The 16935-nt window shown below is 46.7% G+C and carries 14 protein-coding genes and 1 pseudogene; 7 read left to right on the forward strand and 8 right to left on the reverse strand.

All coding sequences use genetic code 11. The features are described 5' to 3' along the window. Window positions 1-99 precede the first annotated feature (99 nt). The 3 genes and pseudogenes from MHH57_RS18150 to MHH57_RS18160 all read right to left on the reverse strand — a co-directional run bounded on the left by MHH57_RS18150 (window position 100) and on the right by MHH57_RS18160 (window position 4384). Window positions 100-1724 (reverse strand): annotated as a pseudogene (locus MHH57_RS18150) (S8 family serine peptidase). A gap of 519 nt (window positions 1725-2243) precedes the next feature. Next, on the reverse strand, window positions 2244-4025 hold the full coding sequence (locus MHH57_RS18155) for a SulP family inorganic anion transporter (RefSeq protein WP_029515646.1): 1782 nt from the start codon (window positions 4023-4025) through the stop codon (window positions 2244-2246). A 29-nt stretch (window positions 4026-4054) separates the two neighbouring features. Next, complete coding sequence (locus MHH57_RS18160) at window positions 4055-4384, reverse strand: metalloregulator ArsR/SmtB family transcription factor (protein WP_013311437.1); 330 nt, start codon at window positions 4382-4384, stop codon at window positions 4055-4057. Window positions 4385-4930: 546 nt separating this feature from the next. Here MHH57_RS18160 and MHH57_RS18165 point away from each other — a divergent pair. From MHH57_RS18165 to MHH57_RS18175, 3 genes are all read left to right on the forward strand, one after another. After that, the gene (locus MHH57_RS18165; protein WP_029515647.1) at window positions 4931-6388 is read left to right on the forward strand and encodes an RtcB family protein; all 1458 of its coding nucleotides are present in this window, start codon (window positions 4931-4933) and stop codon (window positions 6386-6388) included. A 1-nt stretch (window position 6389) separates the two neighbouring features. Further along, window positions 6390-7670: an AAA family ATPase gene (locus MHH57_RS18170; protein ID WP_029515648.1), complete on the forward strand. Its 1281-nt coding sequence runs from the start codon at window positions 6390-6392 to the stop codon at window positions 7668-7670. Between the two features lie 262 nt (window positions 7671-7932). Then, complete coding sequence (locus MHH57_RS18175; RefSeq protein WP_069012512.1) at window positions 7933-9087, forward strand: MFS transporter; 1155 nt, start codon at window positions 7933-7935, stop codon at window positions 9085-9087. 118 nt (window positions 9088-9205) lie between these two features. On the opposite strand, the gene MHH57_RS18180 is transcribed toward MHH57_RS18175, so the two are convergent. The 3 genes from MHH57_RS18180 to MHH57_RS18190 form a co-directional block, all read right to left on the reverse strand. Continuing rightward, window positions 9206-9958 (reverse strand): amino acid ABC transporter ATP-binding protein, encoded by a 753-nt coding sequence (locus tag MHH57_RS18180; RefSeq protein WP_069012511.1) that lies wholly within the window; start codon window positions 9956-9958, stop codon window positions 9206-9208. A gap of 14 nt (window positions 9959-9972) precedes the next feature. Further along, entirely contained in the window at window positions 9973-10641 is a 669-nt protein-coding gene (locus tag MHH57_RS18185) for an amino acid ABC transporter permease (RefSeq protein WP_069012510.1), read from the reverse strand. 73 nt (window positions 10642-10714) lie between these two features. Continuing rightward, the gene (locus MHH57_RS18190; RefSeq protein ID WP_165149613.1) at window positions 10715-11566 is read right to left on the reverse strand and encodes an amino acid ABC transporter substrate-binding protein; all 852 of its coding nucleotides are present in this window, start codon (window positions 11564-11566) and stop codon (window positions 10715-10717) included. 279 nt (window positions 11567-11845) lie between these two features. Here MHH57_RS18190 and MHH57_RS18195 point away from each other — a divergent pair, with 279 nt between their 5' ends. Beyond that, a complete protein-coding gene (locus tag MHH57_RS18195; RefSeq protein ID WP_069012509.1) occupies window positions 11846-13147 on the forward strand; it encodes an MFS transporter in 1302 nt (433 codons plus the stop codon). Between the two features lie 118 nt (window positions 13148-13265). On the opposite strand, the gene MHH57_RS18200 is transcribed toward MHH57_RS18195, so the two are convergent. Then, window positions 13266-13523: a GlsB/YeaQ/YmgE family stress response membrane protein gene (locus MHH57_RS18200; RefSeq protein ID WP_013311445.1), complete on the reverse strand. Its 258-nt coding sequence runs from the start codon at window positions 13521-13523 to the stop codon at window positions 13266-13268. Between the two features lie 297 nt (window positions 13524-13820). Here MHH57_RS18200 and MHH57_RS18205 point away from each other — a divergent pair, with 297 nt between their 5' ends. Further along, window positions 13821-14084 (forward strand): YkgJ family cysteine cluster protein, encoded by a 264-nt coding sequence (locus MHH57_RS18205; RefSeq protein ID WP_238437904.1) that lies wholly within the window; start codon window positions 13821-13823, stop codon window positions 14082-14084. Between the two features lie 36 nt (window positions 14085-14120). Then, window positions 14121-15071 (forward strand): alpha/beta fold hydrolase, encoded by a 951-nt coding sequence (locus tag MHH57_RS18210; RefSeq protein WP_069012508.1) that lies wholly within the window; start codon window positions 14121-14123, stop codon window positions 15069-15071. Between the two features lie 130 nt (window positions 15072-15201). Here MHH57_RS18210 and MHH57_RS18215 read toward each other — a convergent pair whose 3' ends face one another. Next, on the reverse strand, window positions 15202-15525 hold the full coding sequence (locus MHH57_RS18215; RefSeq protein WP_029515655.1) for a DUF3817 domain-containing protein: 324 nt from the start codon (window positions 15523-15525) through the stop codon (window positions 15202-15204). Between the two features lie 151 nt (window positions 15526-15676). On the opposite strand from MHH57_RS18215, the gene MHH57_RS18220 reads away from it, so the two are divergent. Beyond that, entirely contained in the window at window positions 15677-16681 is a 1005-nt protein-coding gene (locus tag MHH57_RS18220; protein WP_069012507.1) for an LLM class flavin-dependent oxidoreductase, read from the forward strand. Window positions 16682-16935 lie beyond the last annotated feature (254 nt).

A 16935-nucleotide genomic window follows, 5' to 3' on the forward strand; every position in this document is an offset into this window, starting at 1 on the left:
CGTAATTAGTGCATTACACGGTTAGCAGGTGTATGCAATCTCTGTACGAGCCGCTCAAAGGGATTTTCGGAAGACTTTCTTAATCCTGTCTGATTATTTTTACTTAAGTACGGAGTTCACCGCAGCAAGCGCGTCGATCAGACCATATCCGTAACCATTGTTCGGTGAAGTCCGATACTGGCTGTCTGTCAGCGGAGTTGCTGTTTTTGAAATAACATCCTCCAGTTGGTCCACGGTCAAAGATGGTTTGGCCTGAAGCAGTAATGCTGCTAATCCGGCAGTATGCGGGCCTGCCATGGAGGTACCGTTCCATCCCCCCTCATACACTCCGCCCGGTACAGAAGAACGGATGTTTACACCAGGAGCCGAAATTTCAGGCTTCACTTCGCCATAAGGAGAAGGACCGCGCAGCGAGAAGCTGGCTAGCTTGTTGTTAACGTCCGTGGCTCCTGTCGCATAAGCCTCCGGCAGATTTGCCGGATTGGCTACAGACCCAGGTCCGCCCGGATTGGACAGTGTTGTGTTGCCTGCGGAGAACTCAGGGAAAATCTGAGCCGCTCTCCACGCCTTGGTGACTGGACGATACCATTCATCCAGGCCAGGTCCACCGCCCCAAGAGTTATTCACCACATCCGGTGCAAGCTCAGGGTGCTTTTTACCGTTTTTATCTACAGGAGCAAGAATCCATTGTCCACCGTCCAGTAAGATGGAGTCGGTGGTATCTGGATTGAATACTCGAACCGCAATCCATTTGGCGCCAGGAGCAACACCGATTTCATTCGTACCGTTGCTGTCCGAGCCAACGCTTGTACCCATCGTATGTGTACCATGTCCATTTGAATCAGTTGGCAGCGATGCTCCATCAACCGCATCATACCAGCTCAGTTCTGGATTCACGACCTGACCGGAAGCATTCAGACCACGCCATTTTCTTTTCAACGCCGGGTGAGTATATTCAACGCCTGTATCCAGATTGGCGACAACAATGCCTTTGCCGTCAATGCCTTTGGCCCAAACCTGTGGTGCTTTGATTTTAGAGATATTCCACTCGACACGGCTTGGCGTTACCGCATCCTTATATACGGATTCTTCCACCGATTTTTGCGCATTCTCTTCCGTCACAGCCGTATCTACAGCGGCCTGATCTGCAACCACTTGGTCAGCTGTAGATTCCTCAACCACAGGCTGGGCATCCTTATCTATTTCTACCTTTTGCAGTTCCCGCTTTTCATCCGGTAAAATTTTGTCGATCTCAGGAAGTGTGGCCAGATTATCCATGACCTCTTTGGTGCTGGTGACCGCAAAAGCGTTCACGATAAAGTAACTCTTGTACTTTTTGACGCTTCCGTTATTAACTTCTTTCTTTAAGTATTCTTCCACGGATTGTTGCGTTTTTTCTGCTGTATCCATGAGAGAGTTCACAACTGTTGTACGTACAGAAAGCTTAGCAGCAGCGGGTGAAATCTGCTCTGCAGAGGCCTTTTGGAAAGCATGCTTGGCAACGGACTCCGTATCCACCTGATCCTTCAATTTAACCAGATAGGTGACATACTCACTGGCACTGAATTGTTGGTTCAGCTTGGCTGAAACCTTGGCGGAAATGGTTGATCCTCCTCTGAGGTGGTTGTGCTGGAATCCCCATATACCGGGGAAATTAGAGAAAAGGCAAGAAGAGCGGTAAAACTGACCGACAGCGTCTTTTTGATATTTTTCGACTTAATCAATACTTTCCATTTCCCTTTACTTGGTTTTTTAATTCTCAAGGACAACCTTCCGGACAGCTACGTCAAAAGCTCACAAAATAGCCTCTGGTACTCACCTCCTTTAAAAAATATAGATTCCGCCGGGGTGAAATCCATAGATCATCATTCTGAGGTGAACAACCCTTGGTGCAGACCGTAAAAAACGAGCATCGGGTAGAAACAGGTGGACAAGTTTGAAAATGATAAGTGAAAAAAATGAAGAGAAAGGTAGGATAAGAAATTTAGAAGTAATCGAGGAGGTTAATGTGCAAGTATTAAAATACAATTTAAAACAAAAGAATGAAACATATGGTATCTTTTGAATCTAGTATAGTGTCATAAAATCAGATATTCAAGCATTTTTTTGAATTTTATTCCTTTTTTCCTTGAAGAAAAGAAAAATCTCTTCCATTTTCGAAGCAAATGCAAGTCTTCATTGTGCACTTGGTTTCGGAGATCAGAAGAGATTTTTCGACATTCAGCAAGAAACTTAAAAGAGTGTTATCTGCCGCTATTTACAGGTATGGGAACCGAGACGGCTCCATCTGGAAAGGATGATTTGGTTGGCTGCGGTCTGCGGCACAGACTCGTACATTCTCGGAAAGCCATTTGCCTGCATCCACAGCAATGATCCTGATTCACCAGTGCAAGAGCAGCCGTAAGGGCCTCTCCTGTGTGTTCAAAAAAATGCTTTTGTCCAATCATGTCGTAGCATCCAGTTTTCTGTAGTAATGCCAGCGGTTGAGGCTGGAGTCCGGAAACAAGCACTGTCCCGCCAGACTTCCGGTATTTCTGAATTAATGCAGTAAAGTTACCTTCTCCCGTCATATCCATAAAAGGAACCTTTCCCATACGTAACAACAAAATCCCTTGTAGGTGATCCGTCCGGCCTCCCACACCTGAGTTTTCCAATACCGAGGCTGCACCGAAAAATAGAGGGCCTTCCACATTGTAAATAGCCACTTGTGGACAATCATGCTGATCTGTAACCATATGCGCGCCTACTTTTTCATGTTTTACAGAAGGATCAGGAAGTACCTTGTCTACTGAAAGTGTACTGCTCATACGTTTAACAAACAATACAACCGCTAGAATCAGGCCTACCTCCACAGCCGTTGTCAGCGTCGTAAAAACCGTCAACAAAAAGGTGACAACCAGCACAATAGAATCCGCTGTCCGCGTTTTGAGAATGTGCGCAAAATGCTTGCGCTCACTCATATTCCACGCTACTACCATCAGCACCGGAGCCATACTGGCCAACGGAATGTTAGATGCATAAGGTGCAAAAAGCACCAGAATGAGGAGCACCACGAACCCATGTACGATGCCTGACATAGGAGAAACAGCACCATTACGGATATTTGTGGCGGTGCGGGCAATTGCACCTGTCGCAGGAATACCGCCGAACAGCGGTGTCAGCAAATTAGCAATCCCTTGTCCAACCAGTTCACGATTGCTGCTATGCCGGGCTCCCGTCATACCGTCAGCTACCACCGCTGAAAGCAGAGATTCAATAGCTCCCAGCATTGCAATAACAAGTGCTGGCGGCAAGAGTTTCACGATCAAATCCCACGTCACCGCAGGAATATGTAGCTCAGGCAAAGATGCTGGAATTGCGCCATACGCAGAGCCAATCGTAGCCACCTGCCCTGGAAAAAGTAAAGCTGCCACCAGCGTTGACAAGAGTAGACCAACCAGTGATCCGGGTATCTTGGGCCATTTTTTAGGCACCAAAATAAGCGCGGCAAGACAGATACAAGCCGTCAGGATACTATACACATTCAGTGAAGGAAGTCGATGGATGAGCTCTGCCATGGAAGGCAGAAAAGTTTCATGCCTCTCTACCCCGCGCAAGCCGAGAAAGTTAGCAATCTGACCACTGAATATCGTCACGGCAATTCCGGCCGTAAAGCCAATCGTTACTGGCTTGGGAATAAACTTGATCAATGCCCCCAGCCTGAGTACACCCATTAAAATGAGCATAATGCCCGCCATAAAACCGGCTATGAGTAAGTTCTCATAACCGTATTGCATGACAATAGCTAGCAAAATCGGAATAAACGCGCCTGTAGGTCCTCCGATCTGGAATTTGGATCCTCCCAGCAGCGAAACCAAAATTCCCGCAACAATGGTCGTATACAGCCCATATTCCGGCTTTACTCCTGATGCAATGGCAAACGCCATACCGAGTGGAATCGCCACAATCGCTACAATACTTCCGGAAATGAGATCCTTTCGCAAAGCCCCTGCGTTATAGCCTTCGAACCTTCCTATCCACTTCATTCCTGTAACCCTTCTTTTCTGTAATAGCATTACTTCTCGTTACGTATACCTTCCAGCAACGAGATAGCTTCGACCAAATGATTGTCAAAAATCCGTCGCGCCACTGCAAGCAGCTCCGTCAAAAGCGGATCACGTAGTGAATACACAACCGATGTACCTTCCTTGAAGCTGTTCACCAAATTTTTGGCTCGTAAAACGGCCAATTGCTGCGATACGGCAGAACCTTCAGAACCGAGCGCAGTCTGCAGCTCGTTCACATTCCGTTCCCCTTCACTCAGCACCTCCAAAATGCGGATGCGCAGAGGGTGAGCCAATGCTTTGAAAAAGTCGGCCTTAAATTTCTGGAGATCTCCTTCCATGCCTGCTCCGTCCCCCTCACAGAATTGTCCTATAAACGATCAACAATATCTGAATATTTGAATATTTAGTACAATAACAGCTTCGGGCCAATTGAACTATGATGTTACTCACACTTCACCATGAGTAAAGTCACATTTTTCCACACTTCTACCTTTCAGGGGTTGACAGCTTCCACAGGTTTCCATTAACATAGCAATTAACTTTAAGAAAAGGGGGCCGACAGACATGACCGTGCTTTACATGATAACGACAGACAGGCAGCATGATACAACCACATATTTGAGTTTTCGTCTCATCGGCCCCGTTCGGGCGACATGATGGGTGATATCACGCTGTCTGACGGCGTGATTAGCCAGGCTTTTTTATTTTTTTATGCTATTGGAAGAACAAGTTATTTTACGTATTTATGATGTGTTGATCATAAAATGTAATAACACTTTCGGTGCAAGAAGCCGTAGACGACAAGTCTGCGGCTTTTTTTGTTTTTTAAATCTTTTTATGCAAGTATTTATGAATTTACTTGAAGAAGGGAACTACCCATTTATATGAATATACAACATACAACCGACTCGTCCTTGCATGAAGGACCATACAGCCATCTGATGAAGCTTCCGGCAGGTGATCTAACCGTCTATGCTTCTCAGCAACTTTTCTCCTCACTGGATTACAAAGTGTTCGAGATGGCTAATAACAATTTACAAATTCCAGGTATCCGCTATATGGGATACACACCAGATGTACATGTAGGCGTCGGAACCTGCATCGGTACGACTGCTGTATGGGGAATGGAGGATGGTTACGTATCTCCCTCCATCGTCGGCAGTGATATTGGCTGCGGCATGCGCGTACACCTGACCAATCTGCACAAGGATGCTTTGAAGGAAACCAAGCTGCGCCGTAAGCTGGTCAAAACCATCGACAAATATTTGCCCATGGAAGCCCACCAACGCGGGCATTATTCGGATATCCGACTGGAGCATATTGTACGCAAGGGTCTACACGGCTTACCCAACAAATATATTCCGGACAGCTACACTCCTAAGAAATCCACCTCACTCACCCATGTAGAGCACAGTAAGTTCTCCTTTGACGAGGAGGTGCTGAATCTTGTCGAAGACCGTACATGGCACCGGGCTCACCGACAGCTCGGCACACTGGGTGGAGGCAATCATTTCGTCGAAATTCAGGCGATTGAAATCGCGGAGGAAAACCGTGAAACAGCTGAAGCTTGGGGGATGTTCGACGGTCAGGTGGCTGTGATGATTCATTCTGGATCGCGGGCTTGGGGTGGAGCAGTCAGCCAGGCTAGTTCATCTGCCATTGCCAAGACGATGAGCCGTCTCGGACTCGGTACCTCTGACCCGAGACTGGTATTCGCACCGCTGGACCATCCCGAAGCTGCACATTATGTCGATATGATGTATTCGGCGCTGAATTATGCCGTGGTGAACCGACATCTCATCGCATACTCCGTGCGTGAAGCCTTTCGCGATGTCTTTGGTACAAAGTGCGAGTTGCGTACTTTGTACGATCTAATGCACAATTATGCTTGGGAGGAATCCCATCCGGATCACGGTAGTGTGTTTGTGCATCGTAAAGGTGCTACGCGTGCTCTTCCAGCAGGACACCCCGACAATCCGCGGCCTTATCAGGCGACAGGGCATCCGGCCCTGATTCCCGGCTCTATGGGAACAGCCTCTTATATTATGGTAGGCTTACCGGGCGGTCAGGATAACTTCCACTCCATTTGCCATGGAGCAGGCCGTATTCGTTCGCGTTCTGCGACCAAACGACTCGTCAGTGTGGACGATTTTGCAGGGGCCCTGGGTGTAGGGACAGACGACGAAATTGTGGTCAATCAGGCATCACTGGAAAGCATTATCGACGAATCTCCGCAAGCCTACAAAAATGTAGATGATATTATCGAAAGTGTCACCGGGGCAGGACTCGCAGCAGTTGTAGCCAAATGCAAGCCGCTAGCTGCCCTGAAAGGAGCCAAATAATTTGAGTATAGACATCCCAGCTATTTATGAATTTGATGAACGTACAGATGGACGCATTACCGGTTATGCCGCTTATGCCCGTCTGATCGACGGTATCAGTGAAGCACTCTATAACCGCTATGGCGTAAAATACGTGCTGTATGCCAGCGATGATCCCAATATTGAGTATTGGGATCTGCTGGAGGAGGATATTCGTTCAGGCAGTCCCGACCTGGAGCATGTGGCACGGGTCTTCGATCGTTTGGAGGAACGCACCATCCAGTATGACGATGACGGGCCGACTCCTGAATACGGCGTGCATCTGTCGATGCGTAATAATGTATTCGCCTATCCCAAGTGGGGCATCGCGCTGGCGCGAGTTCCCTTTTTCCGTGATAATGGCGTGTACAATGAAGATTACGTATTTGCGATAGGCGACCAGGAGCTGCAAGGCTTCCTCGCGGGAGTACGCGGTCGTGAACGTAAGCAGAATATGAAGCGTGTCACCGTGTTTACCGACACAAGCCGTGGACTTTCTCGGCAGGCAGAGCCGATAACCCGCGCAATTACGCGAGATGACGTGATTTTGAAAGCGGAAATCAAACGGGATATTTTCCGATCACTTGATCAGTTTTTTGAAGCGGATCGTACCTTCTATCAGACTTATAACATTCCTTACAAGCGCGGCATTCTGCTATACGGCCATCCGGGCAATGGTAAAACAACACTTGTAAAATCAATTGCCAGCAGTGTACCGGGTCCGGCAGCCTACTGGCAAATTACGGAGTATACAACCAGTGAATCGGTCAAAGAGGTGTTCGAGGCGGCTACTCGCCTGGCTCCGATGGTGCTGGTCATTGAGGACATTGATTCCATGCCTCAGGAGGTGCGTTCTTTTTTCCTGAATACCCTCGACGGTGCTACATCCAAGGAGGGCATCTTCCTGATCGGAACGACCAATTATCCCGAAAAAATCGACCCGGGTCTGATGAACCGGGCAGGGCGTTTCGACCGGGCTTATGAAATCAGTTTGCCTGACGAAGCGCTGCGACTGGCATATCTCAAGTTGCGTAACTTCCTTGTTTTTGCAGGAGAAACGGGTACACAGAAGGCGGCAGCCATGACTGACGGGTTTTCGCTGGCACAGCTCGGAGAACTTTATGTCAGCACGGCTCTGGAGTGGCATGAGCAGGGAAAAGCCGATATTGAACTGATTATCAAAGGTATGCGAGGCGAGCTCGATAAGAGCCGTAAGCAGGACTGGCTAAAAAATGTGGCCGAAGGACGAGTCGGGTTCTTCTGATTTATCCTTTCATTGCCTTATCAAGAAATTTATGTTACGTTGATAAACAATAAAGTATCGAAAGGGTGACCTTAAGCCAATGATCTACTAATCCTATTCCACCAAAGAAAAAAATCGTAATCTTACGAATTTTCTGGATAGGATTAGTGTAGGCTTTTGGGTATTAACGATAAGAGCATTGCTTCTTTGACGGGAGCAGTGTATCTTCTTGTTCGTATGTCTGCCTCCTATCCAGAAACCAATGGATAAGGAGGTTTTTTGCATGAAAAGAATACTTGGGATTCTAATGATTAATATCTTCATTGTTATGGTGGGCGTGGGTTTAATTACCCCCATCCTGCCGGAACTGATCATTGAGTTTGGAGCCAGTGGGCGGGCAATCGGTTTATTGGTAGCAGCCTATGGCATAACGCAGTTCCTGCTCTCTCCCCTGACTGGACAGCTGTCTGATCGATATGGGAGAAAAGTTTTTATCCTCGTAGGTGTCATTGTTTTTGCTGTAGCTAAATTTATCTTTGCTATCGGAGATGAATTATGGATGCTGTATACCTCAAGACTTCTGGAAGGAATGGCAGCAGCCTTGATTGTTCCACCCATGATGGCATATGTAGCGGATATTACAACAACCGAAGAACGCGCCAAAGGGAACAGCCTGCTCGCCGCAGCCATGTCATTCGGATTTGTTATTGGACCTGGATTGGGTGGTCTTCTTGCAGGATATGGAACGAGAGTGCCGCTTTACACAGCGACAGGTGCTGCTATAGCTGCTGTTATTTTTTCAGTGTTTTGTTTGCCTGAAAGTTTATCGAAAGAGCAAATGAAAGCAGCACGGGCAAGAATGATTCAGAAGGAATCTATTTATAAACAATACGCGAGATCATTGAAGTCAAAATATACAATGCTCTTTGTACTTGTCCTGGTGATGACCTTTGGACTCGCTAATTTTGAATCTGTTCTTGGTTTATATGTAACGAACCGCTTCCAATTCTCGCCGCAAAATATTGCTGTCATTCTGACCGCAGGTGCTGTGATCGGAGTCGGTATGCAAGCATTAGTTGTTGCTAAAATAATCAATAAGTTTGGTGAACAAAGAGTGATCAAAGGATCGCTTCTTTTCACCTCTGTTGCTTATATTTTATTTCTCTTAGCCAAAGATTTCTGGAGTATCTTCCTTGTCACTTCCCTTATTTTCTTTGCCACAGCTATGCTTCGTCCAGCTCTTAATACACAATTATCGAAGATGGCCGGGAATGAGCAAGGATATGTAGCTGGTATGAATAATGCCTATATGAGTGTTGGGAATATTTTAGGCCCTACTCTAGCGGGTTTTTTATTGGATGCAAATCTGTTCGCTCCATTTATAGCAGGCTGTTGTATTCTGTTGATTACTTTTTTGCTTACATTAAAAATGAAATAAAAGAAGACAACTGATGAGCAAAAGGCAGCTACGGGTGCGAGGCTTATTTTTCAATGCCCGGCTGTAGCTGCCTTTTATTCAGTCTAAACGCTTATTTTAATAAATACTGTAGTTCCCTTTATTCCACTTCCCCGCTCAGACGATTCAAAAACTGAATAGCCCGTGGACTGGTGGGCTGCTCCAGAACCTCATGCGGCGTACCCTGCTCAACGATTATGCCCTGATCCATCAAAATCACATGGTCCGCGACCTCGGCTGCAAATTTCATTTCATGGGTGACAATGACCATCGTCATTCCTTCAGCAGCCAGTTTCTTCATGACCTTGAGCACCTCGCCTACCAACTCAGGATCGAGCGCGGAGGTCGGCTCGTCGAACAAAAGCACCTCAGGTTCGACCGCCATTGCCCGGGCAATACCGACCCGTTGCTGCTGTCCTCCTGATAACTGATGCGGATAGGATTCGGCTTTATCAGCCAACCCCACTTTTTTAAGCAATTCCAATGCACGTTTGCGCGCCTCGTCCTTGCTCTTTTTCTGAACCGTGACTTGTCCCTCCATCACATTTTGTGCTGCTGTCATATGTGGGAAAAGGTTGTAGGATTGAAACACCATCCCTGTCCGCTTGCGCAGCGCCAAAATATTTTCTTGCCGGAGCTTCGTTCCTTTCGCAAAATTCAGTGCAATATCCCCTACTTGAATCTCTCCTTGGTCAGGAATCTCCAGCAAATTTAAGCAGCGTAAAAACGTTGTTTTACCAGAACCGGAAGGACCGATGATAACAAGCACCTTCCCCTTACCCAACGTTACGTCAACACCCTTAAGCACTTCCAGCGAGCCGAACGATTTGTGTATATTCCGAATTTGGATCACCGGTACAATCTCCTTTATCTGACGGAAAAACGGCCTAGTCGCTTCTCCAGGTAATTTTGCAGCACAGTCAAAATAGTGCTAAACAGCAGATAAATAACCCCCGCCTCGGTATACACCAATAGCGGTTCGTATGTGGTAGCTACAATCTGGTTAGCCGTTCTGAACATTTCCACATAGGTGATGGTCGCAGCCAGTGAGGTATCCTTCACCAAGCTGATGAATGAATTAGCCAACGGAGGTATGGACACACGGGATGCTTGCGGTAGCACGATACGTCGCAATACTTGCCAGCGCGTCATCCCCAGGGAGTATCCCGCCTCCCATTGGCCTTCCTGAATAGATATGATAGCCGCACGTATAATTTCAGAGCTATAAGCCCCTACGCTGAGGGTAAAACCGATTACTGAAGCAATAAACGGGTCCAATGTAATACCTACGGAAGGTAAACCATAGAAAATAATATACAATTGCACCAGCAACGGAGTTCCTCGAATCACCCATACATAGAAGCCGAAAATCAGCTTGAGTATTCTCCATTTGGACAGCCGGGCTAACGCTGTAATCAGCGCCAGCACGAGTCCCAGAGCAAAGGAGATAAGCGTGAGCGGAATCGTAAAAGAAACCCCTGCTTTTAGCAGAGGCAATAATGAATCCATAATGATTTGTATTTGGCGATCATCCATTGTACAGACATCCTTTGAAAAGATAGGTTTGAGAAGATTCGGTTCGCCTTGGCGAACGTTTGGTCTTCATTTATTATTTGGATACGTCGGCTCCAAAATATTTCTCGGAAATTTTCAGATACGTACCGTCAGCCTTCATATCAGCCAACGCTTTGTTTACTTCCTTGATCAAATCTTCGCTGCCTTTATTGAATACAGCTGCGCTGTGTGAAGCATCTGGAGATTCGTCCACCTTTTTGATGGGTGCGTCTGGCTTTTGCTTTTTCAGATCGAGATAGGATAATCCATCATTGACGGTCGCATCCACCCGTTTGGAAGTGAGGAGGTCAATGGCTTGGTTGAATCCCTCTGTTGCCACAATTTCCGCACCGTTGCTTTTCGCGATTTGAGTCAGGTTGCTGGTCAGGGATTGCCCGGACTTTTTCCCTTTTAGATCAGCAAATTTATGGATGTCTGTATTGTCTTCGCTTACGATCAGAACTGCCTTGGAGACAATGTACGGATCGGAAAAATCATATTTTTGCTTGCGCTCGTCTGTAATGGATACTTCATTGAACACTGTGTCAAACCGCTTGGAGTTCAACCCTGCGAATATGCCGTCCCATTGCGTCTCGATAAACTCCGGTTGTACACCCAGGCGTTTGCTCACTTCAGTCGCAATATCGACATCGAAGCCCGTCAGTTTACCAGCAGCATCATGGTAGGTAAACGGAGCATAGGTGCCTTCCGTGCCAATTCTTAGCTTGCCGCTTGCTTTTACAGATTCAAGAGTAGCTGTAGCAGTGGTATCTGCTTTTCCATTATTAGATCCGTTTTCTCCGGTAGATGCATTATTGGTACTGGCGCCTTTATCGTTGTTCCCGCAGGCCGAAACCAGCAATGCCATCACGATGAGTACAATCGGCAAAAAACTAAATTTTTTCATGGTATCCACACTCTTTCCCTTTTCTTGATAACCTAGCACGCGGCTGGTCATTGAATAGTACATCATTCATTTTCACGCGTCAATGCTTTTATCCAATAATCCCTATGAAAAAGGTAAGTTATATATTTTTGTGGCCTAAAGTTATTCTAGGTTGACTCTTTCATTGGCAGGTTATTCATTATAACTCCCCTCACAGCAACTTTTTCTGTACCCTCACGTTGGAGATTTCGTATAATAGGTTTTAATATGCAATTTAGAAATATGTACCGGAGTGTGATCATGGATACCCAGAATTCAACCTTATCCTCTACTTCACCTGAAGGCAGTCCCTCGGCCTGGGCTACTTTCACTTCACCCTTAAAACAATCCAAAGCGTTCACCTTGTTGTGGCTTGGACATTGGATCGCAATGTTGGGGAGCTCAGTCACCACAGTCATTTTGCCACTGGTTATCTATTCCCTAACAGGCTCGACTACTATCATGGGACTGGCGATGACGGTTTATATGCTGCCTAATGTACTTATTCTGCCTTTCGCAGGAATGATTGTGGACAGAATTGACCGAATCCGTCTCCTTCTGTTTACGAATATCGCCCGGTTTGGGCTGATGTTCATTGCGGCCGTGCTGATGTTTACGGGCGGGATGAAATTGCCGTTTCTATTCGTTGGCCTAGCGTTATACGGATTGATGGACGGTATCTTTAATCCCGCTTATTCTGCCTTACGTGCACAGGTGTTCACACCGGACATACGCAATGCAGCCAACGCGCTTAGCCAGATTAGTATACAAGCCGTCCGTCTACTTGGTCCTCCGTTAGGAGGCTTCATTGTATCTTTTTCCTCACCGGGTGTGGGCTTTGGGCTGGATTCTATCGCTTATCTGATATCTTTTGCCTGTTTTTGGATGCTGAGCGCTCATTTGGCCTCCATCATCGGCAAAGGTCAGGTAGATCCAGAACAGCAAGATCAGGGGGGACAGCATTTTCTCAAGGATTTTATCGCAGGCTTTACCATTCTCAAAAGCCATCCTTGGCTATGGATTACGATTCTTGCCTTTTCATTCATTAATATTTGTTATTCAGGCATTATCGCTGTACTCATTCCATGGCTGTTCAAGGTTCATCATGGCTACAATCCAGTCGTATATGGCATTGCGATGGCAAGTAGCGGTATTGGCGCCATGTTGGGGGCCTTTGTGTATGGATCACGCAAGCATTGGAAGCATCGTGGCCTGCTCGCTTACTTAGGAGCTTTTGTCAGCGGTCTTGCTTTACTACTGTTGTCTGTAGTCACTTGGATGCCAGGACTGATTATGAGCATGATGCTCGAAGGGTTTGGCATTATGATATTTGCGATTATCTGGGAGACGAGCCTTCAGGAATTAGTCCCAGCCGAGTCTTTTGGACGTGTAGCTAGTCTGGATCTAATGTTTTCCTTTGCCCTGCTCCCTGTCGGCTATCTGGCAGTAGGTGCTGTGGCGGATAAGCTTGGTGGTATGTTCACCATGGGTATGTTTGCAACCATCGGCATGTGTATCGTGCTAGGCGTTCTGAGTGTTCCTCATATCAGGCGTTTTCAATAGGACTTTTCCTCAAAAAAAAGCTGCTCCCACAGGTTCATTTGCGAACCTTGCGGAAGCAGCTTCTTTCCATTTTAGCCTTGTGCCCCATAGGGGCTAGTCTATTCAATGATTCGTAAAGTTAGCCTCTAGTCCGTCCAACGGAACGGAAGATCAAGCTTACAATCACGACCAGCACAATCGCACCAATTAATGCAGGAACGATGTAGAATGATCCGATTTCAGGACCCCAGTTTCCCAGAATCAAGCTACCCAACCATGCGCCGATAAAACCAGCGATGATGTTACCTATCACGCCACCCGGAACATCACGACCTGCAATAATTCCTGCCAACCAACCAATAATACCACCAACAATCAATGCCCATAACCAACTCATTTTGCGTCACCTCGTTTAAGTTTTTATCGTTGTGTTCTATTATTAACCACTCGAACTCCTTTTGAACACACAAAAGACGATTGGTTAATATTACCACAGTATGGAACACTGATTTAGGGACTTGATACCATCTTACGTGCCTCTACGACTATTTATACCCCTTGTGTGAAAAGTGTGTCTCATATGCGTTTATCCTTGTATTCCTGCTTTTTTTGTGCCATCCTCACATTATGGCTTCATCAATGTCACTTCATGCATAAGTTACAAAAATAACAGATTATTAAGGAGTGACCCCAACTGGAGTGTCGAGTAGGATGTGCCGCGTGCTGCATTGCCATTACGATTTCTTCCCCTATTCCCGGCATGCCAGATGGAAAACCAGCTGGTGTTCCTTGCCCTCAGCTAACTTCCGATTACCGTTGCCGATTGTTTGGCAAACCTGAGCGCCCAGTTGTATGCAGTGGGTTCCATGCTGATGAGGATACGTGCGGAAGCACTAATGAAAGAGCATATCAGCTACTGAGAGAGCTAGAGGAGTCAACTTTACCGGGTAAAACTTAAGGAGAAGTTCATTCTATATGAAGGAGAATTTTGATTATGAACGTTATTGAAAAAAGAATTGCCGAATTGAAGCAATATCGACCCGATCTTACCGCCCCGAAGGATATAGATTTATTCTGGGCCAAAACACTGGAAGAAGTCCACGCCAAACCTGTACATGCGTTCAAAACTCTCGTAGAAACGCCATATCCTCATATTCTTGCCTACCGGGTTACTTTTGAGGGTGTCGATGATACGCCTCTGCATGCCTGGTATGTACGCCCCCGATTTGCCGGAGATCAAAAGCTGCCATGTATCGTTCTGTTTCATGGCTATACAGGCGGAAAAGGCTATCCTGAAGATTATTCCTCCTGGCTTATGCTTGGCTTTGCTGTATTGGCAGTAGATGTACGTGGTCAAGGTGGAGAAACGGGAGACCGTCTGGGTGATGCTCATGGTACGGTTAAAGGCTGGGTAACGAAAGGAATATTGGACAAAGATACCTGCTACTACAAAACGATTACAACTGATGCCCTTAGAGCCGTAGATTGGGTAGCGGAGCAGTCGGATGTCGATTCGGCTAAAATCGCAATCAGTGGCGCCAGTCAGGGCGGCGGACTTTCATTAATGGTGGCTGCGCTCAGCGATAAAGCTGCTATTACAGTAGCGGATATCCCCAATATGTGTCATATGGATTTTGGTATGATGAATTCTACCAGTTCGCTGACGGAAGCAGCTGAATTTGCTAACCGATTTCCGGAGCATTTGGAGCAGGTGCTACATACATTAAGTTATTTTGACGTGATGAATCTTGCTCATCGTATTCGTATCCCGATCATGGTATCGGTAGGGTTCAAGGATACTGTGTGTATGCCAGAGACGATTTTCGCCGCTTATAACCGTATTGAATCACCGAAAACGATTGAAATTTATCCGTTTACCGGACATTGGGTTGAAGGCTTTCAAAGACGTAAAACAGTTGAATTTTTAGTGCAGCATTTTTCATAATTCCTCCGGTGCACAAAAAAAAGAACACCACGCATCAACCTGCGTAATGTTCTTTTCTGCTGCATCGGGGCCAGTCCCGCTTACGCCAGACAAACTCCTCGACAACTCACACAAAACAAAACTTCTAAGATTACGATGCAGCTCGCTGTTCTGCTGCCGAATCCCCTGTCCATTTTCGCACCCAAACAAAATCCATAATCATCAGACCAAACGGAATGAAGGAGGCAAACATAATAAAAAGAGGCCGCCGTATAGACCAATGCAGTGCTGTTTTCCCATAGATCAAAGCAACGAGGAGCAACAAAAAGCTCACCCGGTATATGTTACCAATCACCATAACCGCCTGGGCCATGCCCGCTGCTTGCAGCGGCTGGTGGGTGAATAGTATCGCCAAATAAGCTATAGCTTGAATCCAGAGCATGAGTCGGACACGCCCTAAAGGTGTTCTTAACACAATTTCAATCCCCTCTCCATTAGCAAGGATGTACTCTCATCCTTTACACATCCTTTATTATAACGAAAAGGTCCCCAAACTCCAACCTATCCATTTTGAATTTTGACCTAGTGAGTTGTGTCTGATAGAGTTGTGTAAGAGGTGATTATAAATGCTTAAACTGGGTATACTGGACCAGTCTCATATTCCTGAAGGCGGTACTGCTCAGGATGCATTATCCAATACAACAGATTTAGCCCGCGAAGCTGACCAACTGGGGTACAGCCGTTATTGGGTATCCGAACATCATGCTTCCAAAACACTAGCGCATTCCAGCCCTGAGGTGCTGATTGCGCATTTGACTGCTCACACATCACGCATTCGTGTGGGTTCAGGCGGTATTATGCTGCCACACTATAGCGCGTATAAAGTCGCCGAAAACTTCCGTTTGCTGGAGGCACTCCATCCAGGACGTATCGACCTGGGAATAGGACGGGCTCCCGGCGGTTTACCGCTTGCTACTCGCGCCCTGCAGGAAGGCAAGTACCAATCTGTCGAACAATATCCACAGCAGATTCTCGATTTAATCGACTACTTCCATGATTCGGTGCCTGACAATCATCGGTTTGCCGGTCTTCATGCCTCCCCGATGATATCGACCGTTCCTGAATTATGGTTGCTCGGCTCCAGCGGAGAGAGCGCCCGATTGGCCGCGATGATGGGGGCCTCCTATGCCTTTGCCCAATTTTTCGGGACTCCAGGCGGTGTAGAAGCTACTGCACGTTACCACGAGCAATTTCAGCCTTCGATCCTGGGTGATAAGCCCCATTCCATGGCGGCAGTTACGGTGGCCTGCGCTGAAACCGAAGAAGAAGCTGAGCAGCTGGCGTCCAGTGCTAGTTTGTATTTCCTTTTGCTCATGCAAGGTAAAGAAATGAGTTCTCTTCCGTCGGTGAAAACAGCAATGTCCTATCCATACACAGAGTTGGATCGTGAGCGGCTGCGTCAGTCCGCAGCATGGCGTGTTGTTGGTACCCCTGAACAGTGTAAGGAACAGCTACTAAGACTGGCTGAGCAGTATCGTACCGATGAGTTACTGGTCGTTTCATCCATTCATGACTTTGATAAACGTGTTCAGTCCTACCGTCTGCTGGCCAAAGCTTTTGATTTGGTATAGACAGCCGTTGAACGGAGGCTGAGCTTCAGAAACATAAAAAACCCCCGCCAGCCTATAATGGCAACAGCGGGGGTTTGTCGTAGAGAAGGGTTCATTGGAACCAACCCATCTACACTATGGAAGTAATTCAAGCACTACAAAAGTCTAACACCATATGGTACTTTGGTAGTATACACATCGAAACTAAAGTTCCAGTTGTTACCTCCTAAAGTTCCAGTTCGTATATACCAAAGGCGCATATTCTATACTCCAAA

The organism is Paenibacillus sp. FSL H7-0442 (genome assembly GCF_038593105.1).
GTDB classification, from domain to species: Bacteria; Bacillota; Bacilli; order Paenibacillales; family Paenibacillaceae; genus Paenibacillus; species Paenibacillus polymyxa_D.

Bases quoted from the DNA above. Each gene is read 5' to 3' on its own strand.
- MHH57_RS18155 (WP_029515646.1), bottom strand. From the start codon at position 4,025: ATGAAGTGGATAGGAAGGTTCGAAGGCTATAACGCAGGGGCTTTGCGA.
- MHH57_RS18160 (WP_013311437.1), bottom strand. From the start codon at position 4,384: ATGGAAGGAGATCTCCAGAAATTTAAGGCCGACTTTTTCAAAGCATTG.
- MHH57_RS18165 (WP_029515647.1), top strand. From the start codon at position 4,931: ATGAATATACAACATACAACCGACTCGTCCTTGCATGAAGGACCATAC.
- MHH57_RS18175 (WP_069012512.1), top strand. From the start codon at position 7,933: ATGAAAAGAATACTTGGGATTCTAATGATTAATATCTTCATTGTTATG.
- MHH57_RS18185 (WP_069012510.1), bottom strand. From the start codon at position 10,641: ATGGATGATCGCCAAATACAAATCATTATGGATTCATTATTGCCTCTG.
- MHH57_RS18190 (WP_165149613.1), bottom strand. From the start codon at position 11,566: ATGAAAAAATTTAGTTTTTTGCCGATTGTACTCATCGTGATGGCATTG.
- MHH57_RS18195 (WP_069012509.1), top strand. From the start codon at position 11,846: ATGGATACCCAGAATTCAACCTTATCCTCTACTTCACCTGAAGGCAGT.
- MHH57_RS18200 (WP_013311445.1), bottom strand. From the start codon at position 13,523: ATGAGTTGGTTATGGGCATTGATTGTTGGTGGTATTATTGGTTGGTTG.
- MHH57_RS18210 (WP_069012508.1), top strand. From the start codon at position 14,121: ATGAACGTTATTGAAAAAAGAATTGCCGAATTGAAGCAATATCGACCC.
- MHH57_RS18220 (WP_069012507.1), top strand. From the start codon at position 15,677: ATGCTTAAACTGGGTATACTGGACCAGTCTCATATTCCTGAAGGCGGT.